Annotated in this window: 19 protein-coding genes; 9 read left to right on the top strand and 10 right to left on the bottom strand. The window is 65.2% G+C overall.

Going from position 1 to position 24,363, the window contains the following annotated elements; genetic code table 11:
- Nucleotides 1-93 precede the first annotated feature (93 nt).
- The 5 genes from ACUDP5_RS08275 to ACUDP5_RS08255 all read left to right on the top strand — a co-directional run bounded on the left by ACUDP5_RS08275 (nucleotide 94) and on the right by ACUDP5_RS08255 (nucleotide 5,085).
- Complete coding sequence (locus ACUDP5_RS08275) at nucleotides 94-1,083, top strand: Bug family tripartite tricarboxylate transporter substrate binding protein (RefSeq protein ID WP_263914917.1); 990 nt, start codon at nucleotides 94-96, stop codon at nucleotides 1,081-1,083.
- A 74-nt stretch (nucleotides 1,084-1,157) separates the two neighbouring features.
- Complete coding sequence (locus tag ACUDP5_RS08270) at nucleotides 1,158-2,033, top strand: N-formylglutamate amidohydrolase (protein WP_263914916.1); 876 nt, start codon at nucleotides 1,158-1,160, stop codon at nucleotides 2,031-2,033.
- 175 nt (nucleotides 2,034-2,208) lie between these two features.
- Entirely contained in the window at nucleotides 2,209-3,327 is a 1,119-nt protein-coding gene (locus tag ACUDP5_RS08265) for a Re/Si-specific NAD(P)(+) transhydrogenase subunit alpha (RefSeq protein WP_445658522.1), read from the top strand.
- A 4-nt stretch (nucleotides 3,328-3,331) separates the two neighbouring features.
- Complete coding sequence (locus ACUDP5_RS08260) at nucleotides 3,332-3,649, top strand: NAD(P) transhydrogenase subunit alpha (protein ID WP_006388447.1); 318 nt, start codon at nucleotides 3,332-3,334, stop codon at nucleotides 3,647-3,649.
- A complete protein-coding gene (locus ACUDP5_RS08255; RefSeq protein WP_445658521.1) occupies nucleotides 3,646-5,085 on the top strand; it encodes an NAD(P)(+) transhydrogenase (Re/Si-specific) subunit beta in 1,440 nt (479 codons plus the stop codon). The genes ACUDP5_RS08260 and ACUDP5_RS08255 overlap by 4 nt, the downstream gene beginning before the upstream one ends.
- A 116-nt stretch (nucleotides 5,086-5,201) precedes the next feature.
- Here the strand turns inward: ACUDP5_RS08255 and glcF are convergent, their stop codons facing one another.
- The 5 genes from glcF to aroG form a co-directional block, all read right to left on the bottom strand.
- On the bottom strand, nucleotides 5,202-6,431 hold the full coding sequence (glcF, locus tag ACUDP5_RS08250; protein WP_445658520.1) for a glycolate oxidase subunit GlcF: 1,230 nt from the start codon (nucleotides 6,429-6,431) through the stop codon (nucleotides 5,202-5,204).
- Between the two features lie 6 nt (nucleotides 6,432-6,437).
- Nucleotides 6,438-7,541 carry a glycolate oxidase subunit GlcE gene (gene glcE, locus ACUDP5_RS08245; RefSeq protein WP_445658519.1) on the bottom strand — a complete coding sequence of 368 codons (1,104 nt, stop codon included), beginning with the start codon at nucleotides 7,539-7,541 and terminating at the stop codon, nucleotides 6,438-6,440.
- A gap of 12 nt (nucleotides 7,542-7,553) precedes the next feature.
- A complete protein-coding gene (locus tag ACUDP5_RS08240; protein ID WP_263914911.1) occupies nucleotides 7,554-9,053 on the bottom strand; it encodes an FAD-linked oxidase C-terminal domain-containing protein in 1,500 nt (499 codons plus the stop codon).
- A 340-nt stretch (nucleotides 9,054-9,393) separates the two neighbouring features.
- Nucleotides 9,394-10,803, bottom strand: coding sequence for an FAD-binding oxidoreductase (locus ACUDP5_RS08235; protein ID WP_445658518.1), 1,410 nt, complete (start codon nucleotides 10,801-10,803; stop codon nucleotides 9,394-9,396).
- Between the two features lie 94 nt (nucleotides 10,804-10,897).
- Entirely contained in the window at nucleotides 10,898-11,971 is a 1,074-nt protein-coding gene (gene aroG / locus ACUDP5_RS08230) for a 3-deoxy-7-phosphoheptulonate synthase AroG (protein ID WP_263914909.1), read from the bottom strand.
- 463 nt (nucleotides 11,972-12,434) lie between these two features.
- Between aroG and ACUDP5_RS08225 the strand changes: the two genes are divergently transcribed.
- A complete protein-coding gene (locus tag ACUDP5_RS08225) occupies nucleotides 12,435-13,427 on the top strand; it encodes an IS110 family transposase (RefSeq protein ID WP_263915840.1) in 993 nt (330 codons plus the stop codon).
- 213 nt (nucleotides 13,428-13,640) lie between these two features.
- Here ACUDP5_RS08225 and tldD read toward each other — a convergent pair whose 3' ends face one another.
- Nucleotides 13,641-15,101, bottom strand: coding sequence for a metalloprotease TldD (tldD, locus tag ACUDP5_RS08220; RefSeq protein WP_445658517.1), 1,461 nt, complete (start codon nucleotides 15,099-15,101; stop codon nucleotides 13,641-13,643).
- 783 nt (nucleotides 15,102-15,884) lie between these two features.
- Here tldD and ACUDP5_RS08215 point away from each other — a divergent pair.
- Nucleotides 15,885-16,271 (top strand): H-NS histone family protein, encoded by a 387-nt coding sequence (locus tag ACUDP5_RS08215; protein WP_445658516.1) that lies wholly within the window; start codon nucleotides 15,885-15,887, stop codon nucleotides 16,269-16,271.
- Nucleotides 16,272-16,357: 86 nt separating this feature from the next.
- Here ACUDP5_RS08215 and ACUDP5_RS08210 read toward each other — a convergent pair whose 3' ends face one another.
- A complete protein-coding gene (locus tag ACUDP5_RS08210; RefSeq protein ID WP_263915052.1) occupies nucleotides 16,358-16,996 on the bottom strand; it encodes a DUF4136 domain-containing protein in 639 nt (212 codons plus the stop codon).
- A gap of 150 nt (nucleotides 16,997-17,146) precedes the next feature.
- Between ACUDP5_RS08210 and pepN the strand changes: the two genes are divergently transcribed.
- Together pepN and ACUDP5_RS08200 are read left to right on the top strand one after the other, a co-directional pair.
- Nucleotides 17,147-19,852, top strand: coding sequence for an aminopeptidase N (pepN, locus tag ACUDP5_RS08205; RefSeq protein WP_445658515.1), 2,706 nt, complete (start codon nucleotides 17,147-17,149; stop codon nucleotides 19,850-19,852).
- A 10-nt stretch (nucleotides 19,853-19,862) separates the two neighbouring features.
- Nucleotides 19,863-20,888 (top strand): class 1 fructose-bisphosphatase, encoded by a 1,026-nt coding sequence (locus ACUDP5_RS08200; protein WP_445658514.1) that lies wholly within the window; start codon nucleotides 19,863-19,865, stop codon nucleotides 20,886-20,888.
- Between the two features lie 103 nt (nucleotides 20,889-20,991).
- Here the strand turns inward: ACUDP5_RS08200 and ACUDP5_RS08195 are convergent, their stop codons facing one another.
- From ACUDP5_RS08195 to ACUDP5_RS08185, 3 genes are all read right to left on the bottom strand, one after another.
- Complete coding sequence (locus tag ACUDP5_RS08195) at nucleotides 20,992-21,213, bottom strand: YgdI/YgdR family lipoprotein (RefSeq protein WP_263915049.1); 222 nt, start codon at nucleotides 21,211-21,213, stop codon at nucleotides 20,992-20,994.
- A gap of 154 nt (nucleotides 21,214-21,367) precedes the next feature.
- Nucleotides 21,368-22,777 carry a threonine synthase gene (thrC, locus tag ACUDP5_RS08190; protein ID WP_263915048.1) on the bottom strand — a complete coding sequence of 470 codons (1,410 nt, stop codon included), beginning with the start codon at nucleotides 22,775-22,777 and terminating at the stop codon, nucleotides 21,368-21,370.
- 124 nt (nucleotides 22,778-22,901) lie between these two features.
- Nucleotides 22,902-24,206 (bottom strand): homoserine dehydrogenase, encoded by a 1,305-nt coding sequence (locus tag ACUDP5_RS08185; RefSeq protein WP_263915057.1) that lies wholly within the window; start codon nucleotides 24,204-24,206, stop codon nucleotides 22,902-22,904.
- Nucleotides 24,207-24,363 lie beyond the last annotated feature (157 nt).

Here is a 24,363-nt window from a genome sequence, read left to right as displayed (position 1 = left end):
AAACTTTCGTTTGCGCAAACCGCCCCCGCACGAAAGAATCTTCCTGTTTGCGTCTGCCTTTGCGCATCCGCGTTTCAATTCATAGGGGAATTCATGCAACGCCGTAATGTAGTCCTGGGCCTGTGTGTCGCTGCCGCGACCCTGGCCACGCCGCTGACCTCGGGCATCGCCCATGCCGAAGATGCCTACCCGAGCAAGCCGATCCGCCTGATCGTGCCGTTCCCGCCCGGAGGCACCACCGACATCGTCGGCCGTCTGTTCGCCGACAAGCTCGGCAAGGAACTGGGCCAGACCGTCGTGGTGGAAAACCGCGGCGGCGCCGGCGGCTCGATCGGCAGCGCCTTCGTGGCCAGCAGCGCCCCCGACGGCTACACCCTGGGCATCGCCACCGTCAGCACGCACGGCATCAATCCGGCCATCTACCCGAACCTGCCGTTCGATGGCGAAAAGGACTTCACGCCGGTCTCGAACCTGGCGGCCGTGCCGAACATCATGACCATCAATCCGAAGGTGCAGGCCAAGAACATGGCCGAGTTCATCAAGCTGGCCAAGAGCCAGCCGGGCAAGCTGACGTACGCCTCGGCCGGCAACGGCTCGGTGTCGCACATGATGGGCGAACTGTTCAAGATGGCCTCGGGCACCGACCTGATGCACGTGCCCTACCGCGGCGTGGGCCCGGCCCTGAACGACGCGCTGGCCGGCCAGGTCGACGTCATGTATGACAACCTGCCGTCCACGCTGCCGCACGTGCAGTCCGGCCGCCTGATTGCCATGGCCGTCGCCGCACCCAAGCGCGTGGCCAGCCTGCCCGACGTGCCCACGTTCGCCGAAGTCGGCCTGCCGGCCGTCAACGACGCGTCCTGGTTTGGCCTGGTCGCCCCGGCCAAGCTGCCCGAACCCATCCTGGCCAAGCTGAACGCCGCCGTCCAGAAGGTCAGCGCAGAAGCCGACGTCAAGGCGCGCCTGGAAGCGCTGGGCGCCGAACCTGCCGCCAACAGCCCGGCTGACTTTGCCAAGCAGATCTCGGCGGAAATCGCCAAGAACAAGCGCATCGCCAAAGAAGCCAACGTGAAGATCGACTAAGCGATCTTCGGTCCCCGCCCCCGCGCCTTCGGCGTTCGGCGGGGACCTCCGATTCACGAACGCAACACCCCTATATGCGAATTTCCCAACCCCTGTCTTACCGGCTCGACCTTCCGCAGCAATATCCGAATTCGGCGCCCTCGGCCCCCCTCGTGCTGGACTCCCCGCACAGCGGCACCGCCTACCCGCCCGACTTCGCGCCCGCGGTGGCTTTTGGCGCACTGCGCACGGCCGAGGACACCTGGGTTGACGACCTGTGGGGCGACGCCGTCGACATGGGCGTGCCCCTGATCGCCGCCGGCTTCCCGCGCGCCTACATCGACGCCAATCGCGCTCCCGACGAAATCGACCAACTGCTGCTGGACCAGCCCTGGCCCGGCCCGGTCAATGCCTCGCCCAAGGTCAAGCTGGGCAAAGGCCTGATCTGGCGCATGCTCGACGACGGCACCCCGCTGTACGACCGCAAGCTCACGGTGGAAGAAGTCACGCACCGCATCGAAGCCTGCTGGAAGCCCTACCACGCCGCCCTGGGCCAGGTGCTGGACAGCGCCCACCAGAAGTTCGGCAAGGTCTGGCACATCAACTGCCACTCGATGCCCAGCATCGCAGGCGCCTACGCCACGGACCGCCCCGGTCTGGTCCATCCCGACTTCGTGCTGGGCGACCGCGACGGCAGCACCAGCGATCCGGCCTTCCGTGAATTCATCGCCGCGTGGCTGCGCGAGCGCGGCTACAACGTCACCGTGAACGATCCCTACAAGGGCGTCGAACTGGTACGCGCGTTCGGCCGCCCCGACGAAGGCCGCCACAGCCTGCAGATCGAGATCAACCGCAATCTGTACATGGACGAAGTCAGCCTGCGTCCGTCGGCCAACTATGGCCGCCTGAAAGCCGACCTGCGCGACCTGACCGCCGCGCTGATCGACTGGACTCGCGCGCAGACGGCCTGACGCCGGACGCCTGCGCGCCAGTGCCGGCCAGCAGCCCATCAGACTGGCCGGTATGACCGGGGCGCAAGCCCCAAAGCCCCATGGTTAACCCCATGGGGCTTTCTTTTGGGCGGCCGGGCCGCCCACAGGCGCGGCAGTGTATAACTACGGCGAACCTTCTTAGGAGAGGCGTCGTATGCACATCGGGATACCCAAAGAAACCCGAGACGGGGAAACCCGTGTCGCAGCAACACCGGAAACCGTCAAGAAGTACGTCGGCGGGAAACACACCGTGGTCGTGGAGCGTGGCGCGGGCAGCGCGGCGCGCTATCTCGATGAGGCCTACGAGGCTGCCGGCGCCACGCTCGGCACCGCCCAGGATGCGCTGGGGGCCGAGCTGATCCTGAAGGTTCGCGCCCCCTCTCCCGCCGAATTGCCGCACATGAAATCGGGCAGCGTCGTCATCGGCATGCTCGATCCGTTCGACGCCGACGGCCTGCAGCAGATGGCCGGCGCCGGCCTGGTCGGCTTCGCGCTGGAAGCCGCGCCCCGCATCACCCGCGCGCAAAGCCTGGACGTGCTGTCGTCGCAGGCCAACCTGGCCGGCTACAAGGCCGTGCTGCTGGCGGCCCACCACTACGGCCGCCTGATCCCCATGATGATGACCGCGGCCGGCACGCTCAAGGCCGCCCGCGCCGTGGTGCTGGGCACCGGCGTGGCCGGCCTGCAGGCCATCGCCACGGCCAAGCGCCTGGGCGCGGTGGTCGAGGCCTCCGACGTGCGCCCCGCCGCGCGCGAACAGGTCGAATCGCTGGGCGCCAAGTTCATCGACGTGCCTTTCGAAACCGACGAAGAGCGCGAGATCGCGCAAGGCGTGGGCGGCTACGCCCGGCCGATGCCGCCGGCCTGGATGGCGCGGCAGGCGGCGCTGGTGTCCGAACGCTGCAAGCAGGCCGACATCGTCATCACGACCGCGCTGATTCCCGGCCGCCCGGCGCCCACGCTGGTGTCCGCGGAGACGGTCGCGGCCATGAAGCCAGGCTCGGTGCTGGTGGACCTGGCGGTCGAGCGCGGCGGCAACTGCCCGCTGTCCGAGAAAGGCAAGGTGGTGGAAAAGCACGGCGTGACCCTCATCGGCCTGACCAACCTGCCGGGCCTGGTGGCCACCGATGCCTCGGCGCTCTACGCCCGCAACATCCTCGACTTCCTGAAACTCATCATCAATGCGGACGGCGCGCTGGCGATCCAGCGCGACGATGAAATCGTGGCGGCCTGCCTGGTATGCGAAGGCGGCAATGTGACGCGGAGGAACTGACAGCATGGAAGCGATCAACCCCACCCTGATGAATCTCATCATCTTCGTGCTGGCCATCTATGTCGGCTACCACGTGGTCTGGAACGTCACCCCGGCGCTGCATACGCCGCTGATGGCCGTCACCAACGCCATCTCGGCCATCATCATCGTGGGCGCCATGCTGGCGGCCGCGCTGACCGAAGGCGGACTGGCCCGCGGCATGGGCGTGTTTGCCGTGGCGCTGGCGGCGGTCAACGTGTTCGGCGGCTTCCTGGTCACGCGGCGCATGCTGGAGATGTTCAAGAAAAAGGACAGGAAGCCCGCCAAGGAGGAAGCGAAATGATCTCGCTCAACCTTGTCACGCTGCTGTACCTGATCGCCTCGGTGTGCTTCATCCAGGCGCTCAAGGGCCTGTCGCATCCCACCACGTCGCGGCTGGGCAACGCCTTCGGCATGGCCGGCATGGCGATCGCCGTGCTGACCACCGGCGCCCTCATCGTCGGCCTGGCACGCTCCGGCACGGTCACCATCGGGCTGGGCTGGGTACTGCTGGGCTTGCTGGTCGGCGGATCGATCGGCACGCTGATGGCCAAGCGCGTCGAAATGACCAAGATGCCCGAACTGGTCGCCTTCATGCACAGCATGATCGGCCTGGCGGCCGTAGCCATCGCGGTAGCCGTGGTGGCCGAGCCCCACGCCTTCGGCATCGTCGCCGCCGGCACGCTGATTCCCACCGGCAACCGCTTCGAGCTGTTCATCGGCACCTTCGTGGGCGCCATCACCTTCTCGGGTTCCGTCATCGCCTTCGGCAAGCTGTCCGGCAAGTACAAGTTCCGGCTGTTCCAGGGGGCGCCGGTCGTGTTCCCGGGCCAGCACATGCTGAACCTGGCGCTGGCCGTGCTGATGCTGGCCATGGGCGTATGGTTCATGCTGACCCAGGCCTGGACGCCCTTCGTCATCATGACGTTGATCGCCTTCGTCCTGGGCGTGCTGATCATCATCCCCATCGGCGGCGCCGACATGCCGGTGGTGGTGTCGATGCTGAACAGCTATTCGGGCTGGGCCGCGGCGGGCATCGGCTTCTCGCTGAACAACCCGATGCTGATCATCGCCGGCTCGCTGGTGGGTTCGTCGGGCGCCATCCTCTCGTACATCATGTGCAAGGCGATGAACCGGTCATTCTTCAACGTGATCCTGGGCGGCTTCGGCGGCCAGGCCGGCGAAGCCGCGGCTGCGGGCAGCACCGCGCAGCGCAGCGTCAAATCGGGCAGCCCCGACGACGCCGCGTTCCTGATGACCAACGCCGAAAGCGTGACCATCGTGCCCGGCTACGGCCTGGCCGTGGCCCGTGCGCAGCACGCGCTCAAGGAACTGGCGGAAAAGCTCACCGAGCGCGGCGTGACGGTCAAGTACGCCATCCACCCGGTCGCCGGCCGCATGCCCGGCCACATGAACGTGCTGCTGGCCGAGGCCGAAGTGCCCTACGACCAGGTCTTCGAAATGGAAGACATCAACAGCGAGTTCGGCCAGACCGACGTAGTACTGGTGCTGGGGGCCAACGACGTGGTCAATCCAGCTGCCAAGAACGACCCCAAGTCGCCGATCGCCGGCATGCCCATCCTGGAAGCCTACAAGGCCCGCACGGTGATCGTGAACAAGCGCTCGATGGCCTCCGGCTACGCCGGCCTGGACAACGAGCTGTTCTACATGGACCGCACCATGATGGTCTTTGGCGACGCCAAGAAGGTGCTCGAAGACATGGTCAAGGCCGTGGAATGACGCGGGCGCCTGCCAGGGCGCTATCCAGCAAGGCGGCGCGATAAGCGCCGCGCCACCCGACCTTGCATCCGGTTCCCCGAGGCGCTCAAGCGCCGCGGGCGACTCTCCCGCCACCGCTAGGCGCGGGCCAGGTGCTCGTCCACCACCTCGATCCAATGCCGCACGGGCGTATCCGTGCCGCTTTGCAGATGGCCGATGCAGCCGATGTTGGCCGACAGGATCACATCCGGCGCCGCCGGCGCGATGGCGCCCAGCTTGCGGTCACGCAGCGTCAGGGCGATTTCCGGATTCAGCACCGAATAGGCGCCTGCCGAGCCGCAGCACAGGTGCTTGTCGGCAAACGGCAGCAACTCGAACCCCAGGTCCGCCAGCAGTTGCTCCGACAACGGCCGCAGGCCTTGCCAGTGCTGCAACGTGCAGGGCGGATGAAACGCTGCCCGCAAGCCCTTGCCCGCCAGCTGCTGCCGCAATTGCGCGGCATGGGGCGCCACGATTTCGGCCACGTCCTTGACCCGCTCGACAATGTCGGCCGCCCGCTGGGCGTAGGCCGGATCGTGACGCAGATGGTGGGCGTATTCCTTGACCATGGCGCCGCAACCCGACGCGTTCATGACAATCGCCTCGACCGCGCCATCCTGTACCAGCGGCCACCAGGCGTCCACGTTGGCGCGCATCTGGTCCAGCGCGGCCGCCTGCGCGTCCAGGTGAAAGCTGGCGGCGCCGCAGCAGCCGGCGCCGGGGGCAATGCGCGCGCCGATGCCCACGGCATCCAGCACCCGGATGGTGGCCGCATCGATGGTGGGCATCATGGCCGGCTGTACGCAACCCGCCAGCATCAACACCTGCCGCGCATGTCCTTCGACCTTCGGCAGCGCGCCGGGGGCGCGGCGTTCGGGCACCTTGCGCTTGAGGGCCTCGGGCAACAGGCCGCGCACGGCCTGGCCCATGCGCATGGCCGGGCCGAACAACGGCGACAGCATGGCCCGCCGCAGCATCTTGCGCTTGGCCTTTTCGGCCCAGGGCCGCGGGACGCGCTCTTCGACGATCTGGCGGCCGATGTCGATCAGATGACCATACTGCACGCCCGACGGGCACGTGGTTTCGCAATTGCGGCAGGTCAGGCAACGGTCCAGATGCTGCTGCGTCGATTGCGTCGGCTCGGCGCCTTCGAGCACCTGCTTGATCAGGTAGATGCGGCCGCGCGGACTGTCCAGTTCGTCGCCCAGCACCTGGTAGGTGGGACAGGTGGCCGTGCAGAAGCCGCAATGCACGCAGCGCCGCAGGATCGCGTCGGCCTCTTTGCCCAACTCGGTATCACGGGCCCAGGCTGCCAGATTGGTTTGCATGATGCGCTATAGCTCCAGGACCAGGCGGCCGGGGTTGAACAAGCCGGCCGGGTCGAGTTCTTGCTTGAGGCGGCGGGTGATCAGCGCGATACCCGGTGACAACGGCTGGAACACACCATCGGCAGGCGGCTTGGTACCTGCCGCCCGGAACAAGGTCGCATGGCCGCCCAGTCGCTGCGCCAGTTCGCGCAATTCGGCGGCATCCTGCGGCCCGGACAGCCAGCGTTGGCCCCCGCCCCACTCGATGAGCGCCGGGCCATGGCCCAGGGCCGCCGCCGTGGGCGGCAATGCCAGCCGCCACAATGGCTGGCCGGGGACGAAGAACGCAGGCGTCTGCTCGCGCAATCCCGTCCACCAGGAATGGGCGGCATCGGGCTCGAGCGCATCGCCGCCGATCACCTGGCGCGCACTGGATATCGCCGGCGGCGCACCGGACAGGCGCACATGCATCTGGCCTTCGCCGTCCGCCGCGCCGGTCCAGCTGGTCGCGGAAATCGGCAGCGGCTTGCCGCGCCACAGCGCAAAGCTCGCCAGCGCCTGGGCTTGCGTGGCCGGCAGCGTCAACGTCACTTCCTGCATCGGCTTGGGCACGACCTTCAGCGACACCTCAAGAATGGCCCCGAAAATGCCGTGAGAGCCAGCCAGCAGGCGCGAGACGTCATAGCCCGCCACGTTCTTCATGACCTCGCCGCCGAACGACAGCACCCGGCCGTCCGAATCCAGCAACCGCGTACCCAGCACGAAATCGCGCAAGGCGCCGGCGCTCATGCGGCGCGGCCCGGACAGTCCGGCGGCGACACAGCCCCCCACCGTCGCCGCAGGCGAGAAATGCGGCGGTTCGAACGCCAGCATCTGGCCGTGCTCGGCCAGCACAGCCTCCAGTTCGGCCAACGGCGTCCCGGCGCGCACCGTCACCACCAGCTCGGACGGGTGATAGCTGACGATGCCGCGATACGGCGTCATGTCCAGCAGGCAATGGCCATCTTGCGGCGTCACGGGGCGGTAGTTGCCATAGAACGCCTTGCTGCCACCACCCATGACGAACAACGGCTTATGACCGGCGCGCGCCGTCATGACCTGGTCGCACAATTCCGACAGGACGAAATCCATAGGGGGAACGTCCTAGAAGCGAGCGAGATCCGGGAAGCGCATCTCGCCCGCATGCACATGCATCTTGCCGTATTCGGCGCAGCGGGCCAGCGTAGGGATGACCTTTTCAGGATTCAGCAGGCACGGCGGGTCGAACGCCCGCTTGACCGCCAGGAACGCGTCGAGTTCTTCGCGAGAGAATTGCACGCACATTTGATTTATTTTCTCCATTCCCACACCGTGCTCTCCAGTCACGGTTCCTCCTACCTGCACGCACAGTTCGAGTATGGCGGCGCCAAACTTCTCGGCGCGCTCCACTTCGTCCGGTTTATTCGAATCGAACAGGATCAACGGGTGCAGGTTGCCATCGCCCGCATGAAAGACGTTGGCGCAGCGCAGGCTGAACTCGTCTTCCATTTGCTCGATGGCGCCCAGCACCCGCGCGAGATGACGGCGCGGAATCGTGCCGTCCATGCAGTAGTAATCGGGCGACACGCGCCCGGCGGCGGGAAACGCATTCTTGCGTCCCGCCCAGAATTTGAGCCGCTCGGCTTCGGATGCGGACACCTGGCAGCGGGTGGCCCCGGCCGCGCGGAAGATGGCTTCCATGCGCGCGATCTCGTGCGCCACTTCCTCGGGCGTACCGTCCGATTCGCACAACAGAATGGCCTGCGCATCCAGGTCGTAGCCGGCGCGCACGAAAGGTTCGACCATGTGCGTGGCGCGTCGGTCCATCATTTCCAGTCCGGCCGGAATGATGCCGTCGGCAATGACCTGCGTGACTGCGTTGCCCGCGGCCTCGACGCTGGCAAAACTGGCCATCACCACCTGCGCGCACGCGGGCTTGGGAATCAGTTTGACGGTCACTTCCGTCACCACGCCCAACATGCCCTCCGAGCCGATGAACACCGACAGCAGGTCCAGGCCCGGCGCATCGGGCGCTTCGGAGCCCAGTTCCACCACGTCGCCGTCGATGGTGACCATGCGCACCCGCAGCACGTTGTGCACCGTCAGGCCGTACTTCAGGCAATGCACGCCACCGGAGTTTTCCGCGACGTTGCCGCCGATCGAACAGGCGATCTGGCTGGAGGGGTCCGGCGCGTAGTACAGCCCGTAGGGCGACGCCGCTTCGGAAATGGCCAGATTGCGCACCCCCGGCTCGACCACCGCAGTCGCGCTGGCCAGGTCGATGTGCTTGATGCGGTTGAACTTGGACAGTCCCAGCAGGACGCCCCGGCTGTGCGGCATGGCGCCGCCAGACAAACCGGTGCCGGCGCCGCGCGCCACCAATGGCGCGTTGAGCCGCTTGCAGATGCGCATGACCGCCTGCACCTGCGCTTCGGTTTCCGGCAGGGCCACCACGGCGGGCAAGGCCCGGTACAGCGACAGCCCGTCGCATTCGTAGGGGCGCGTATCCTCTTCGCGAAACAACACGCAATGCGACGGCAACGCGGCCGACAACGCCTCGACGAGTTGCTGCAACGAATAAGGCGCCTGCACATGTGCCAGGCCGGTTTCGACCAGAGAATTCATGAGCGCAACGATAGCGCGACCGCAGGCTGGACGCAGGCCGGGATTTACCCGCATCCTGCGTACACCGCTGCTCGCGGCCAACAGGCGATACGCACGCCGCAGACGTAACCAGCGGTAAAGGTGACGGCCATCGCCTGGCCGAGACCGGCCACATCGCGTCGGCCACCAGGGCTCGCCCCCCCGCCCGGCACGGATGCCCATCGCTTCGATTCCCATCTATTGAGAACCATGGAAGCCACACGCCGGCCGGCCCCGCCGCCCCTGCCGCCCGGTCTTGGCTCGGCAAGAAAAAAGGCCGGCGGGTTGCCCCGTCGGCCTTGTCGTGCCGTTTGGCGGCGCCTTACCAGGACACGATCTTGCCCGGGTTCAGGATGTTGTTCGGATCAAATGCGTGCTTGAGGCTGCGCATCAGGTCCAGGGCGTTGTCGCCATGCTCTTCGGCCATGAATTGCATTTTGTGCAGGCCAATGCCATGTTCGCCGGTGCAGGTGCCATCGGCCGCGATGGCGCGACGCACCAGGTTGTGGTTGATGGTTTCGGATTCCTGCCATTCGCGCTCGCTGTCGGCATCCAGCAGCATCAGCACGTGGAAATTGCCGTCGCCCACATGGCCCACGATGGTGTAGGGGAAGCTGGCGCGGTCCAGTTCCTCGACCGTGTCGCGCACGCAGTCGGCCAGGCGCGAGATCGGCACGCAGACGTCGGTGGTGCTGGCGCGGCAGCCGGGGCGCAACTGCAGGCCGGCGAAATACGCGTTGTGGCGGGCGGTCCAGAGCCGGCTGCGATCTTCGGGGCGCTCGGCCCATTCGAAGTCCATGCCGCCGTGCTCGGCGGTGATCGCCTGCACGGTTTCGGCCTGTTCCTGCACGCCGGCCGGGCTGCCATGGAATTCGAACACCAGCAGCGGGGTTTCGCGCAGCGTCAGCTTGCTGTGCAGGTTCACGGCGCGCACGCTGGCCGCGTCCATGAATTCGACGCGAGCCACCGGCACGCCCATCTGGATGATTTCGATGACGCTTTGCACGGCGGCATCGAGCGTGGGGAAATTGCAGACTGCGGCCGACACGGCCTCGGGTTGCGGATACAGGCGCACCGTCACTTCGGTGATGATACCCAGCGTGCCCTCGCTGCCCACGAAAATGCGGGTCAGGTCGTAGCCGGCCGAGGATTTGCGGGCACGGCCGGCGGTGCGCACGATGCGGCCGTCGGCGGTGACGACCGTCAGCGACATCACGTTTTCACGCATGGTGCCGTAGCGCACGGCGTTGGTGCCCGAGGCGCGCGTGGCGGCCATGCCGCCCAGGCTGGCATCGGCGCCCGGATCGATCGGGAAGAACAGGCCGGTGCTGCGGATTTCTTCGTTGAGCTGCTTGCGCAGCACGCCGGCCTGCACCGTGGCGGTGAGGTCTTCGGCGTTGACGGCCAGCACCTTGTTCATCTGCGACAGGTCCAGGCTGATGCCGCCCTGGATTGCCAGGATGTGACCTTCAAGCGACGACCCTGCGCCGTAGGGGATCAGCGGCACGCGGTGCTCATTGCACAGCTTGGCGATTTCGGCGACTTCTTCAGTGGTCTGGGCGAAGACGACGGCGTCCGGCAGCATGGCCGGATACGGCGATTCGTCGCGGCCGTGGTGCTCGCGCACGGCGGCGGATTCGGAAAAGCGGTCGCCGAAACGGGCGCGCAAGGCCTCCAGACAGGCGGCCGGGACCGCGCGGCGCAGCGATTCAGCGTGCAAGGGAGCGTTCATGATCAGCGTTTTCTCGGATGGGACGATCCGGATATTCTACGCCGCCCCCGGGCGCCGCAAGCCGCCCGGGTGGGCGGCTTGCGGCAAGCCGAGGTCACTTGCCCGAAGTCAGCGCCACGCGGCGGCGTTCGCGCACCGCATGCGCCAGGCGTTCCAGCACGGCCACCGAGGCGTCCCAGTCGATGCAGCCATCGGTGATGCTCTGGCCATAGACCAGCGGCGTGCCCGGCACCATGTCCTGGCGGCCGCCCAGCAGGTGGCTTTCGACCATGACACCGACCAGGCGCGCATCGCCCGCTTCCATCTGGCGCGCCACGTCCTCGATCACCAGCGTCTGGTTCTCGGGCTTCTTGCTGCTGTTGGCATGGCTGGCGTCGATCATGACGCGCTGCGCCAGACCGGCCTTGGACATATCCTGGCAGGCCGCGTCGACACTGGCCGCATCGTAGTTCGGCGTCTTGCCGCCGCGCAGGATGACGTGACAGTCCTCGTTGCCCGCGGTCGAGACGATGGCCGAATGCCCGCCCTTGGTCACCGACAGGAAATGGTGCGGCTGCGACGCCGCCTTGATCGCGTCGACCGCGATCTTCACATTGCCGTCCGTACCGTTCTTGAAACCCACCGGACACGACAAGCCCGAAGCCAGTTCGCGATGCACCTGGCTTTCAGTCGTGCGCGCCCCGATCGCCCCCCAGGAGACCAGGTCCGCAATGTATTGCGGCGTAATCATGTCCAGGAACTCGCATCCCGCCGGCAGGCCAAGGCTGTTGATGTCCAGCAGCAGTTCGCGGGCCACGCGCACGCCCTTGTTGATGTCGAAGCTGCCATCCAGGTCAGGGTCATTGATCAGCCCTTTCCAGCCCACCGTGGTGCGAGGCTTCTCGAAATACACGCGCATCACGATTTCCAGGTCCGCGCTCAGGCGGTCGCGTACCGGCTTCAAGCGCTTCGCATACTCGATCGCGGCGCGGGTGTCGTGAATCGAGCAGGGGCCGATCACGACGATCATGCGATCGTCCATGCCGTGCAGGATGCGGTGCATCGACTGCCGGGCGGAGAACACGGTATCGGATGCCTCTTTGGTGCATGCGAACTCGCGCATGACGTGCGCGGGCGGGTTCAGTTCCTTGATTTCTCGAATGCGAAGGTCGTCGGTATTGTGTGACACGGTACTGCTCCTGGGTTTCCCGCCACGAAGCGCATGCTCCGGGGTTGTTTCCTCAAGCTGGCGGCACAAAAAAAGCCGCCAGTTCGCTGGCGGCTTTTTTGGGGGGATTCTTTCCAAACTTCAGATTGAGCGCGTCCCTTCCTCCGCCAGCGGCTTCAGAAAACCATAAAAATAAAAGTAAAAGGCGGGGGACGCGAATTTCATAGCGAAAGACTCTAGCACAATTTTCCCAAACTGTCCCGAAAGAATTGCCGTCCGGCCGCCCGGCCGCCCGAAGGCCGGACAGCCCCCCTTGTATGCTTTGACGTGTTGGGTATGAAGTTCGTTTGACCGGCCCTGTACAGCCCGTTCCCCCTTTGAGCCTAGAGCTCGTCCCCGAGCATTGGGGCGTACAGTCCGCCGTGTTTGTCACTAAGCCCGAACAGTTACCCGAAGACAAGTTCGAATGTTGCAAGGATGGGACATGACAGACGCGATGGTTAGCCAAGACAGCACCGAAGTCGTAGATTTTGTAGGCGTGGATATGGCCCAGAAGGATTTCGTCTGGAGCTTGCATGGAGTGAGGGGTACCCATGAGGCGAGCAATGACGAAGCCGGGTTCAGTGCCTTTTGTGAGGCGATCAAGGGCAAGCGCATTGGCCTGATCGTGGTCGAAGCGACTGGGGGGCTGGAGCGAGCATTGGCGTGCTACCTGCTTCAGCATGGTCTACCGGTCGCGGTGGCCAACCCGCGGGCGGCACGCGAGTTTGCGCGTAGCCTGGGCCATTTGGCTAAGACCGATGCGATTGATGCCGTGGCCTTGGCGCACTATGCCCAGACCTTGGCTGGCAAGGCAGACCAGGTCGGTGTGCAGTTTGCTCCACCGGATGAGCAGGTCGAGGTGTTGCAGGCGCTCGTGACGCGTCGCGCACAATTGATGGTCATGCGCACTGCCGAGAAGAACCGCCTAACCGGGGCGGTCCGAGTTCTTAAAGACAGCATCCGAGCAGTCATTAAGACACTCGATGCCCAGATATCCAAGCTGGATAAGGATATCAATGGGCACCTGGACACCCACTTCAAAGATCAGACCAAGCGCTTTGAAGCGATAAAAGGGGTCGGAATTACGACCTGCGCCACCTTGTTGGCATTTATGCCTGAGCTGGGAACGATCAGTGGGGCCCGAGCGGCCAAGCTGGCCGGCCTAGCACCGTTGAACCACGATTCAGGCAAGTCACGGGGCAAACGCCACATATGGGGCGGACGCAGCATAGTGCGTTGCACGCTGCATATGGCCATGCTCAGCGCGGTGAGGTTCAACCCCGTTATTAAGGCGTTCTACGATCGTCTGCTGGCGGCCGGCAAACCCAAGAAGGTCGCTCTGGTCGCTTGCTCGCACAAGCTGCTACGAATCCTGAACGCCATGGCCCGCTCCCAGCAACCATGGAACAGCCAATTGCACCTTCAGGCTGCTTGACTGGAAACACAGTTGCTCGGGGGGGCAGCAAGCGCAAAGCGCGCAGCGTGGGGGGCCACATCCCTCTCGGCCGCCCGAAGGCCGGACAGCCCCCTCAGGGGGCAGCAAGCGCAAAGCGCGCAGCGTGGGGGGCCACATCCCTCTCGGCCGCCCGAAGGCCGGACAGCCCCCTCGGGGAGCAGCAAGCGCGAAGCGCGCAGCGTGGGGGCTTTATCAGGCCGTTCCGCCGACGGTCAGGCCTTCCATGCGGACCGTCGGCATGCCCACGCCCACCGGCACGCTCTGGCCGTCCTTGCCGCAGGTGCCCACGCCCGAATCCAGCTTCAGGTCGTTGCCGATCATGGACACGCGCGTCATGGCGTCGGGGCCATTGCCGATCAGGGTGGCGCCCTTGACCGGGTAGGTGATCTTGCCATCTTCGATCATGTAGGCCTCGGACGCCGAGAACACGAACTTGCCGTTGGTGATGTCGACCTGGCCGCCGCCGAAGTTCGCCGCGTACAGGCCGCGCTTGACCGACGAGATGATTTCCTCGGGCGCCTTGTCGCCGGCCAGCATGTAGGTATTGGTCATGCGCGGCATCGGCAGGTGCGCGAACGACTCGCGCCGGCCGTTGCCGGTGGCGGCGGTCTTCATCAGGCGGGCGTTCAGGGTGTCCTGCATGTAGCCGCGCAGGATGCCGTCTTCGATGAGGACGTTGCGCTGGGTGGCATTGCCCTCGTCGTCGATGTTGAGCGACCCGCGACGATCCGGAATGGTGCCATCGTCGACCACGGTGACGCCCTTGGACGCCACGCGCTCGCCGATGCGGCCGGAAAACACGCTGGAGCCCTTGCGGTTGAAATCGCCTTCCAGGCCGTGGCCCACGGCTTCGTGCAGCAGGATGCCAGGCCAGCCGGAGCCGAGCACCACGGTCATTTCGCCAGCAGGCGCCGGACGCGCTTCCAGGTTGACCATGGCTTCGTGCACGGCACGCTCGACATAGCTCTGCAGCATCTCGTCAGTGAAGTAGGCCAGTCCCAGACGGCCGCCGCCGCCGGCATGGCCCATTTCGCGGCGCCCGTTGCGTTCGGCGATGACGGTCAGCGACAGGCGCACCAGCGGACGCACATCGGCAGCCAGGCGGCCATCGCTGCCGGCGACCAGCACCACGTCGTATTCGGCGCCCAGGCCGGCCATGACCTGGATCACATGCGGATCGCGGGCCCGCGCCATGCGCTCGATACGCTCGAGCAGCGCCACTTTCTCGGGCGCGCTCAGCGTGGCGACGGGATCGATGTCGGCATACAGGCTGCGGCCCATTTCGGCCTCGACCTGGGCCGCCACCTTGACCTTGCCGGCGCCGCGCCGGGCAATGCCGCGCACCGCATGCGCCGACGACAGCAGCGCCTCTGCGGACAGCGAATCGGAATAGGCGAAAGCGGTTTTCTCGCCGCTCACGGCACGCACGCCCACCCCCTGGCTGATCGAGAAACTGCCGGTCTTGACGATGCCCTCTTCCAGGCTCCAGCCTTCGCTGCGGGTGTACTGGAAATACAGGTCGGCGTAGTCGACTTTGTGGGTAAAGATTTCGCCCAGCGCGCGCGCCATGTCGGCCTCGGTCAGCCCCCAGGGGTCGAGCAACAGCGATTTGGCGGTGGCCAGGGAAGCAATAGCGGGATCGATGATTTTCATAGGACTCTGTTCGGGGGCGCCGGCGCGGGGAACGCACCTGCAATGACGCTCAAGCCTCTATCGTAACGCCGACACGGGCCCGCCGTCCTCGGCGCGGGATATTACCTGCCAAGTTAACGAATCAGGGACTGGCTCAAACTCCGTATGGGCCACCGTGAAAAATCAACGCCGGCCCGCCGCGCAAATGTCCGCACAGCGTCGGACAACCCCGCTTGCCCCTGTACGCATACCCACGGGAGCGCCCAGATAAAACTTGTCATACAACCAGATCGAAAAATGCCAACCTGTGAAAACTACCCACGAATAGGCCCTCGCATATCGATCCTGAAGCGGTGCAATGAAAATAGGCATACCGCCGGGAATCACTGAAATATTTGCGGGCCACGCCGTCATCAGACCTCTGCCCGGCGAGCAGAAAAGCGCCTTCTCAGCATCCGAGAAATCCCAAATGCGCCAGAGGCGCGACAGAAAAAAACGCGTTTCCTCTGACATCCGCTCGCTTCATGAAACAAAAAGAGCTTTTTTCAAGCCCGGACCGCGACATTCGTCCGCCGCATGAACCAACGGCCGTTTTGTTTCAATTAGTCCCAAATTTGGGAATATCATTCCCAATACTTGTTCCTGGCGGGAACCCGCAAGTCTAAAGACTCTCCGGCAGTTTTGATACAAAGTAATTAGGCTGAAACTGCGGCAATCGAGCAGCAATTTATGTATTATGCGAAGCACAACAAATAAACATAACTTCGCCGGCGATTAAAGCAGTTCCATAATCAGGAATAAACCATGGCCCGAGAAACCTACGCAGCTCTGCAAGCAAAGATCGAAAAGGAAATCAACAAGCTCCAAAAGAAGGCTGAAGTCCTGCAAACCAAACGCCGCAAGCCCGTGATCGCGTCGATCATCACGTCCATGCGCGAGTACGACATCACCCCCGACGAAATTGCCGCTGCCTTTGGCTCCGGCAAGCCCGCCCGTGCCGCCGCGCCCACCGGCCGCCGCAAGGCCGGCGCCGCCACCCGCCCCGCCAACGCCGCCAAACGCGCCGTTGCGCCCAAGTACCGCCACCCCCAAACCGGGGAAACCTGGAGCGGTCGCGGCAAGGCCCCCCGCTGGCTCGCCGCCGAAGAAGCCAACGGCGCCACGCGCGAGAGTTTTCTTATCAAAGAATAAAACCTATTATTCAGTAAGAAAAGTAAAGGCGCACCAAAATGGTGCGCCTTTTTTATTTTGGCGCCGCGCCTGCGGCACCTGAAAATTCACTGAACCGGGAATTGAATCTCACGTTCTGCGCCATTATTTCCCGGGAAATTGTCAAATATTGCACGGACCAGATAGGGCATCGTACGCATGAAATTGTCCCGCTCACTGAGTATGTAGGCAGTGGACCGGTATACCTCGGCGCCGCCTCGCTGGGTGTCGTGGATCTGCAGGGTCAAGGTATTGCGCTGGACAACTGCGGGCACGTCGACCCATTCCGGCCCCCAGTAACCGTAGTAGCCGCCCCAGGGCCGCGGGCCGTAGAAACCGCCATAGCCGTAACCGCCGTTGAAATACGGGTCATACGGACGCCGCACCATGATCTGGGTCTGCGTCGTGCCATATTTGAACGAGACGTCAAAGCGCGCCTTGGCGCTACCCTGGGCTTGCACCAGCCCGGTGGCGCCGATCCCGGCGCGCACCATATCCTGGTAGGACTGGTATTCCAGATTATTGGACTGCGTGGGGTCGGCGGGCACGAACTGATAGGTCTGGCCTTCGACGCCGGTCGGCCATTGCTGGAAGGAGGTCACGCGGGCCGAGACCGTCGGGGCCGCGCATCCGCTCAATACCAATGCCCCCATGACAGCCAGCACTGCGGCCCACCGGCAGGCATTGAAACGGGAAGAACGGGACATGTGCGACTCCTCATTGCGCGCGACGGCGCCATCATACTGACGTTTGACCGCGCAGGGCGGCAAAAGTTTGCGGCCGACCGCCAGGCGTCCCTGCACCCGCCTGCCCAACCACTACAATAGGGCTCCCCGTTCAAACAGGACTGCAATCCCATGCGCACAGACACGCCCGTTACCGTATACCGCAAGGATTACCAGCCCTACCCGTACGATATTCCCCATGTCGCGCTGGCCTTCGACCTGGCCCCTGACGCCACCGAAGTGCGCTGCGTCATGCAGGTGCAGCGCAAGGCTGACGCCAGCGCCGACGCCGCGCTGGTGCTGGACGGCGAAGACCTGGAACTGGTCTCGGTCGCCGTCGACGGCCAACCGCTGGCCGCCGACCGCTACCATCAGTCCGAACACAGCCTGGCGCTGTATGGCCTGCCCGCCGACGCCTCCGTTGAAATCGTCAGCCGCTGCAAACCGGCCGCCAATTCGACCCTGATGGGCCTGTATGTGTCGGGCGGCAATTTCTTCACCCAATGCGAGGCCGAGGGCTTTCGCCGTATTACCTGGTTTGCCGACCGCCCGGACGTCATGTCACGCTACCGTGTGACCTTGCGCGCCGCGCCGGCCTACCCCGTGCTGCTGTCCAACGGCAATCTGGTCGCATCACGCCAATTGCCCGACGGCCGCAACGAAGTCGAATGGGAAGACCCGTTTCCCAAGCCCTGCTATTTGTTTGCCCTGGTGGCGGGCAACCTGACGCACCGCGAAACCACGGTCAAAACGGCCAGCGGCCGCGACGTGCTGCTGCAGGTCTACAGCGACCCGGGTTCCGAAACCAAGACCGAATGGGCATTGGATTCCCTGGTGCGCGCGCTGCGCTGGGACGAAACCCGTTTTGGCCTGGAACTGGACCTTGACCGCTTCATGGTGGTGGCCGTCCATGATTTCAATATGGGCGCCATGGAAAACAAGGGCTTGAACATTTTCAATGCCGCCTATGTGCTGGCCGACGCCGATACGGCCACGGACGCCAACTACGAAGGCATCGAATCGGTCATCGGCCACGAATACTTCCATAACTGGACCGGCAACCGCGTCACCTGCCGCGACTGGTTCCAGCTCAGCCTGAAAGAAGGCCTGACCGTGTTCCGCGACCAGGAATTCAGCGCCGACATGATGGCGCAGGACATGGACGAGGCGGCCGCCGCCAGCGCCCGCGCCGTGAAACGCATCGACGACGTGGTCACGCTGCGCGCCGCGCAGTTTCCCGAAGACGCGGGCCCCATGGCCCACCCGATCCGTCCCGACAGCTACCAGGAAATCGGCAATTTCTATACGGCCACGGTGTACGAGAAAGGCGCCGAAGTCATCCGCATGCAGCATACGCTGCTGGGCGAAGCCGGTTTCCGCGCCGGCATGGACGAGTACTTTCGCCGCCACGACGGCCAGGCCGTGACCTGCGATGATTTCGTCGCCGCCATGGAATCGGTCTATGTGCGCCAACATCCGGGACGCGACCTTGCCGTGTTCCGCAACTGGTACCGTCAGGCCGGCACGCCGCGCGTGACGGTCAAACTCGAGCACGACCCCGCCGCGCGCCGCGTCACGGTGACGTTGTCGCAGGAATGCCAGCCGGTCGGCGTCGAAAAGAAAGCCCCCGCCGGTTTCGTCAAGGCGCCGTACCACATCCCGTTCGCCATTGGCCTGCTGGACCGCGATGGTCGCGCCCTGCCCCTGCGCCACGAAGGCGCAACCACGGACACCGCGCTGCTCGAGCTGACCACCCAGCGCCAGCAATGGCACTTCGACGGCATGGACGCCTTGCCCGTGCCGTCGCTGCTACGCGATTTCTCGGCCCCCGTGATCGTCGACTACGACTGGACCGACGCCGAACTGGCGCTGCTGTCGGCTCACGACAGCAACCCGTTCGCGCGCTGGGAAGCGGGCCAGGAATTGGCCACGCGCCAGATCCTGAGCCTGGCCGAGGCCCGCCAGGCTGGCCGCACGCTGCACGCAGACCCCGCCTTCATCGACGCCTGGCGCGCGCTCTTGACCGACCCGAGCCTGGACGCCGCCTACCGAGCCCGCGCCCTGGCGCTGCCGTCGGAAAAGACGTTGGCCGAACGCATGCACGCCGTGGACCCACCCGCCCTGGCCGTGGCCCGCGATTTCCTGCGCGCCGAACTGGGCCGTCAATTGGCCAAGGAGTTCCGCCAGGCCTTCGACGACAACCAGACGCCGGGCGAATACAGCCCTGCCCCGGTACCGGCCGGCAAGCGCGCCCTGAAGAACCTGGCGCTCAGCCACCTGATGGCCGCGGGCGAACACGAAGCGCAGCGGCTGGCCGAACAACAGTACGAGCACGCCGGCAACATGACCGACAGCATGGCCGCGCTGTCCGCCCTGATCAACTATGGCCAGGGCGAATTCCCGCAGCAGGCGCTGGCCGCGTTCTACGACAAGTGGCAGGACAACGCACTGGTCGTGGACAAATGGTTCGCCTTGCAGGCGGCGGCGCGCTATACCACCGTGCAGACCGCGCGCGAACTGATGAAACACCCGGCGTTCACGCTGCGCAACCCCAACCGCGCACGGGCGCTGGTGTTCCAGTTCTGCCTGAACAACGCCCGCGGCATGCACCACCCCGACGGCACAGGCTACGCCTTCTGGGCCGAACAGGTGCTGGCGCTGGACGCCCTCAACCCGGAAATCGCCGCCCGCCTGGCGCGCGCGCTGGACAACTGGTCGCGCTTCGTGCCGGCCTTGCGTACCCCCATGCAAGCGGCCCTGCAGCAGGTGCGGGGGCACGAGGGGCTGTCGCGCAACGTCCAGGAAATCGTATCCAAGGCATTAGAATTCGCAGCATAGGGAGAACCTCTTGAAACGTAAAACACTTACCCAATACTTGGTCGAGCAGCAACGCTCGGCCCAGGCCCTGGCCCCCGAAGTACGGCTGCTCATCGAGGTCGTCGCGCGCGCCTGCAAGGCGATCAGCCACGCGGTCAGCAAAGGCGCCCTGGGCGGCGTCCTGGGCAGCCTCGAAAGCGAGAACGTGCAGGGCGAAGTCCAGAAGAAGCTGGACGTGCTGTCCAACGAGATCCTGCTGGAAGCCAACGAATGGGGCGGCCACCTGGCGGCCATGGCCTCGGAAGAGATGGAAACCATCCACCTCATCCCGAACCGCTACCCCAAGGGCGAATACCTGCTGCTGTTCGATCCCCTGGATGGCTCGTCGAACATCGACGTGAACGTCTCGATCGGCACCATCTTCTCGGTGCTGCAGGCGCCGCACAACGTGTCCGGCGCCCCCGTCTGCGAAGCCGACTTCCTGCAGCCGGGCAACAAGCAGGTCGTGGCCGGCTACGCCGTGTATGGCCCGCAGACCATGCTGGTGCTGACCATCGGCAACGGGGTGGTGGGCTTCACGCTGGATCGCGAAATGGGCTCGTGGGTGCTGACCCACGAGAACATCCAGGTGCCGGTAGACACCAAGGAATTCGCGATCAACATGTCGAACATGCGTCACTGGGCCGCCCCGGTCAAACGCTATGTCGACGATTGCCTGGCCGGCACTACCGGCCCCCTGGGCAAGGACTACAACATGCGCTGGATCGCCTCGATGGTGGCGGACGTGCATCGCATCCTGACCCGTGGCGGTATCTTCATGTACCCCTGGGACGCCCGCGAACCCGGCAAGGCCGGCAAGCTGCGCCTGATGTACGAGGCCAACCCCATGAGCTTCCTGGTCGAGCAGGCCGGCGGCGCCGCGATCAACGGCGCACAGCGCATCATGGACATCCAGCCCGACACGCTGCACCAGCGCGTGAGCGTCATCCTGGGTTCGAAGAACGAAGTCGAACGCGTGGGCCGTTATCACGCCGAGGCCGCGGCAGCGGCCAAGTAAGCCTCGCGCTCACGCGGTGCCCATGCAAAAGCCCAGGCCTAGGCCTGGGCTTTTTCTTGCGAAGCAAATCGTGCCGCGGCAGTTTCCGCGCCGCTTGCCGCGCTTACTTCACTTCTTCGATGGACTTCACGTCGTCCTTGTTGATCTGGACCTTCTTGCCGTCCTTGTCGTACTCGTACATACCCGACTTTTTGTCGTAAGTGGGCGCATCCGGGGTGACGGTCGAGCTCCCGTCCCGTTGCTGAATGACCGAGGGCGACGAGCATCCGGCCAGCACCCCAACTCCGGTCACCACCAGGGCCAACGTCATGGTCTTCAGGTTCATGGGCGTGTTCTCCGAGTGTGAATGGTGGATTCACTGTATCGGATGATGGCGCGCAATAAGTGACGGGTTGTGGCCAAAGTGCGTGAGAACGTAAAAAACCCCTCGCGGCTCACACCGGCGAGGGGTTGCAACCCAATACATACGCAAGCAGCCTTTACACCTTGGCGTGGGCCTCGATGTAGCGGCGCACGGCGGCGGCATCGCAGTCCATCACTTCGACGCGTTGCGGCAGGGATTCCAGGTTGGCCAGGTTGCCCGGCGGCGTGGCCGGACGGCCCAGGGCGGCCTCGATGGTTTCCGAGAACTTGGCCGGCAAGGCGGTTTCGAGCACCAGCATCGGCACGCCGGGTTCGACGTGATCGCGGGCGACCTTGACGCCATCGGCAGTGTGCGGATCCACCAGCACGCCGGTCTGGTCGTACAACGAGCGGATCGTCGCCAGGCGGTCTTCGTGCGAGCTGGCGCCGGACACGAAACCGTAGCGTTCCTCGAACTGGGGCTTCAGCGCCGACAGGTCGAAGTGGCCATCGCGCGCCAGGTCGGACCACAGCGCCTTGACGCGGGCGGCATCGCGGCCGACCAGGTCGAAGACAAAGCGTTCGAAGTTCGACGCGCGCGAGATGTCCATCGACGGGCTGGACGTGGCGTAGGTCTGCTCGGCCGGACGCGGACGGTAGATGCCGGTGCGGAAGAATTCTTCCAGCACGTTGTTCTCGTTGGTGGCCAGCACCAGGCGGCGCACGGGCAGGCCCATGCTGCGGGCGATATGACCGGACAGGATGTTGCCGAAGTTGCCCGAGGGCACTGCAAACGAGACCTGCTGGCCCGGCTTGTCGGTGGCACGCAACCAGCCGTGGAAGTAGTACACCACCTGGGCGGCGATGCGTGCCCAGTTGATGGAATTGACGGCGCCCAGGCGGTACCTGGACTTGAACGCCAGATCGCCGGCCAGCGCCTTGACGATGTCCTGGGCTTCGTCGAACACGCCGCGCACGGCGATGTTGTGGATGTTCTCGTCTTGCAGCGAATACATCTGGGCGCGCTGGAACGCGCTCATGCGGCCGTGCGGCGACAGCATGAACACCGCCACACCGCGCTTGCCGCGCAAGGCGTATTCGGCGGCAGAGCCGGTGTCGCCCGAGGTGGCGCCCACGATGTTGAGCGTGGTGCCGCGCCGGGTCAGCACGTATTCGAACACCTGGCCCAGGAACTGCATGGCCATATCCTTGAAGGCCAGGGTCGGCCCTTCGGACAGTCCCAGCAGCGACAGGCCGTTGTCCAGCGGACGCAGCGGGACGATGTCTTCGCTATTGAAGATCTGCGACGTATAGGCGGCGCGCGTCAGGCCGCGCAGGTCGTCGGCCGGGATGTCGGTGGCAAAGCGCGACAGGACCTCGAACGCCAGGTCGGCATACGGCAGGCCGCGCCAGGACTCGAGCGTTTCCGCCGAGATCTGGGGCAGTTGCTCCGGCACGGCCAGGCCGCCATCCGGCGCCAGCCCTTCAAGCAGGATGTCGGAGAACGGCTGGGGGACCATGCCCCCTCTGGTGGAAATGTATTTCATATCATTGACTCCACAAGGCACGCCACCCTTTCCGAGCCTGGCCGCGCGGAGCCGGCTTTGCCGGGCCGCAGTCGGCGCCCCCTTGAGGGGGAAGCGCCGCAGGCGCTTCGGGGGTGGGGATATCTCATGCCAAATGCTCCACGCGCAGGCGGGTGACCTTGGACCGCACGAACGGCAAGGCCTCGATGCGCTCGATGGCTTGATTGACGTTGCCTTCCACTGCCTCGTGCGTCAGGAAAATGATGTCCGCGCCGCCGATGTGCGAGGGCTGCTGGATCATCGACCCGATCGAGATCGAGCGGTCGGCCAGGATGCGGGCGATGTCGGCCAGCACGCCCGGCTGGTCGTCCACGCGCAGGCGCAGGTAGTAAGACGTGCTGACCTGTTCGATCGACAGGATCGGCGTGTCGGACATGGCATCCGGCTGGAAGGCCAGGTGCGGCACGCGGTTGCCCGGATCGGCCGTGTGCAGGCGGGTCACGTCGACCAGGTCGGCCACGACGGCCGAGGCGGTGGGTTCTTCGCCCGCGCCTTGGCCGTAGTACAGCGTGGGGCCGACGGCGTCGCCCTTGACCAGCACGGCGTTCATCGCGCCTTCGACATTGGCCAGCAGGCGCTCGGCCGGCACCAGCGCCGGGTGCACGCGCAGCTCGATGCCATCGGCGCGGCGCTTGGTGATGCCCAGCAGCTTGATGCGGTAGCCCAGGCGTTCGGCGTGCTCGATGTCTTCGGCGGCCAGCTGCGAGATGCCTTCGATGTAGGCACGGTCGAACTGCACCGGCACGCCAAAGGCCAGCGAGGCCAGCAGGGTCAGCTTGTGGGCCGCGTCCACGCCTTCGACGTCGAACGTGGGGTCGGCTTCGGCGTAGCCCAGGCGCTGGGCTTCGGCCAGCACGTCGGCGAACGGCAGTCCCCGCGAGCGCATTTCGGACAGGATGAAGTTGGTGGTGCCGTTGATGATGCCGGCGACCCACTGGATGCGGTTGGCGGTCAGGCCTTCGCGGATGGCCTTGATGATGGGGATGCCGCCGGCCACCGCGGCCTCGAACGCCACCATCACGCCGCGCTCGGACGCCGCGGCGAAGATCTCGTTGCCGTGCTTGGCCAGCAAGGCCTTGTTGGCCGTGACCACGTGCTTGCCGTTGGCGATGGCCTCGAGCACCAGCTCGAGCGCCAGGGTGTCGCCGCCGATCAGTTCGACGACGATGTCGATGTCGGGATCGCGCACCAGCGCGTGCACATCGGTATCGACACGCAGCGCGTCGCCGACGCGGGCGCGCGCCTTCTGCACGTCGCGCACGGCGGCGCGGGTGACTTCGATGCGACGACCCGCGCGGCGCGCGATCTCTTCCGCATTGCGCGACAGCACGGTCCACGTGCCACCGCCGACCACGCCCAGACCGAGCAGGCCCACTTTCATGGGATTCATCGCGGCGCCCTCTGCGGGCGGCCGTTGGGGGGAATTCATTTCATTTCTCCAAACTGCTCACGCAAGAAACAAGTGCGGCCAACAGGCTCGGCCCCGATCGGGATGCCGCGGATCCGGCTCAGCCGGTCCGCCAGCATGCCCCCTGGGGGGAAGCGCG

It is taken from the genome of Achromobacter sp. NCFB-sbj8-Ac1-l, assembly GCF_052695805.1.
Note: the sequence above shows the minus strand (reverse complement) of the source record. Positions and strands in the feature narration are given on the sequence as shown.

What these genes read in the sequence shown, in the direction of transcription:
- ACUDP5_RS08275 (WP_263914917.1), top strand. Translation starts at nt 94, where the DNA reads ATGCAACGCCGTAATGTAGTCCTGGGCCTGTGTGTCGCTGCCGCGACC.
- ACUDP5_RS08270 (WP_263914916.1), top strand. Translation starts at nt 1,158, where the DNA reads ATGCGAATTTCCCAACCCCTGTCTTACCGGCTCGACCTTCCGCAGCAA.
- ACUDP5_RS08265 (WP_445658522.1), top strand. Translation starts at nt 2,209, where the DNA reads ATGCACATCGGGATACCCAAAGAAACCCGAGACGGGGAAACCCGTGTC.
- ACUDP5_RS08260 (WP_006388447.1), top strand. Translation starts at nt 3,332, where the DNA reads ATGGAAGCGATCAACCCCACCCTGATGAATCTCATCATCTTCGTGCTG.
- ACUDP5_RS08255 (WP_445658521.1), top strand. Translation starts at nt 3,646, where the DNA reads ATGATCTCGCTCAACCTTGTCACGCTGCTGTACCTGATCGCCTCGGTG.
- glcF (WP_445658520.1), bottom strand. Translation starts at nt 6,431, where the DNA reads ATGCAAACCAATCTGGCAGCCTGGGCCCGTGATACCGAGTTGGGCAAA.
- glcE (WP_445658519.1), bottom strand. Translation starts at nt 7,541, where the DNA reads ATGGATTTCGTCCTGTCGGAATTGTGCGACCAGGTCATGACGGCGCGC.
- ACUDP5_RS08240 (WP_263914911.1), bottom strand. Translation starts at nt 9,053, where the DNA reads ATGAATTCTCTGGTCGAAACCGGCCTGGCACATGTGCAGGCGCCTTAT.
- ACUDP5_RS08235 (WP_445658518.1), bottom strand. Translation starts at nt 10,803, where the DNA reads ATGAACGCTCCCTTGCACGCTGAATCGCTGCGCCGCGCGGTCCCGGCC.
- ACUDP5_RS08225 (WP_263915840.1), top strand. Translation starts at nt 12,435, where the DNA reads ATGACAGACGCGATGGTTAGCCAAGACAGCACCGAAGTCGTAGATTTT.
- tldD (WP_445658517.1), bottom strand. Translation starts at nt 15,101, where the DNA reads ATGAAAATCATCGATCCCGCTATTGCTTCCCTGGCCACCGCCAAATCG.
- ACUDP5_RS08215 (WP_445658516.1), top strand. Translation starts at nt 15,885, where the DNA reads ATGGCCCGAGAAACCTACGCAGCTCTGCAAGCAAAGATCGAAAAGGAA.
- ACUDP5_RS08210 (WP_263915052.1), bottom strand. Translation starts at nt 16,996, where the DNA reads ATGTCCCGTTCTTCCCGTTTCAATGCCTGCCGGTGGGCCGCAGTGCTG.
- pepN (WP_445658515.1), top strand. Translation starts at nt 17,147, where the DNA reads ATGCGCACAGACACGCCCGTTACCGTATACCGCAAGGATTACCAGCCC.
- ACUDP5_RS08195 (WP_263915049.1), bottom strand. Translation starts at nt 21,213, where the DNA reads ATGAACCTGAAGACCATGACGTTGGCCCTGGTGGTGACCGGAGTTGGG.
- thrC (WP_263915048.1), bottom strand. Translation starts at nt 22,777, where the DNA reads ATGAAATACATTTCCACCAGAGGGGGCATGGTCCCCCAGCCGTTCTCC.
- ACUDP5_RS08185 (WP_263915057.1), bottom strand. Translation starts at nt 24,206, where the DNA reads ATGAATCCCATGAAAGTGGGCCTGCTCGGTCTGGGCGTGGTCGGCGGT.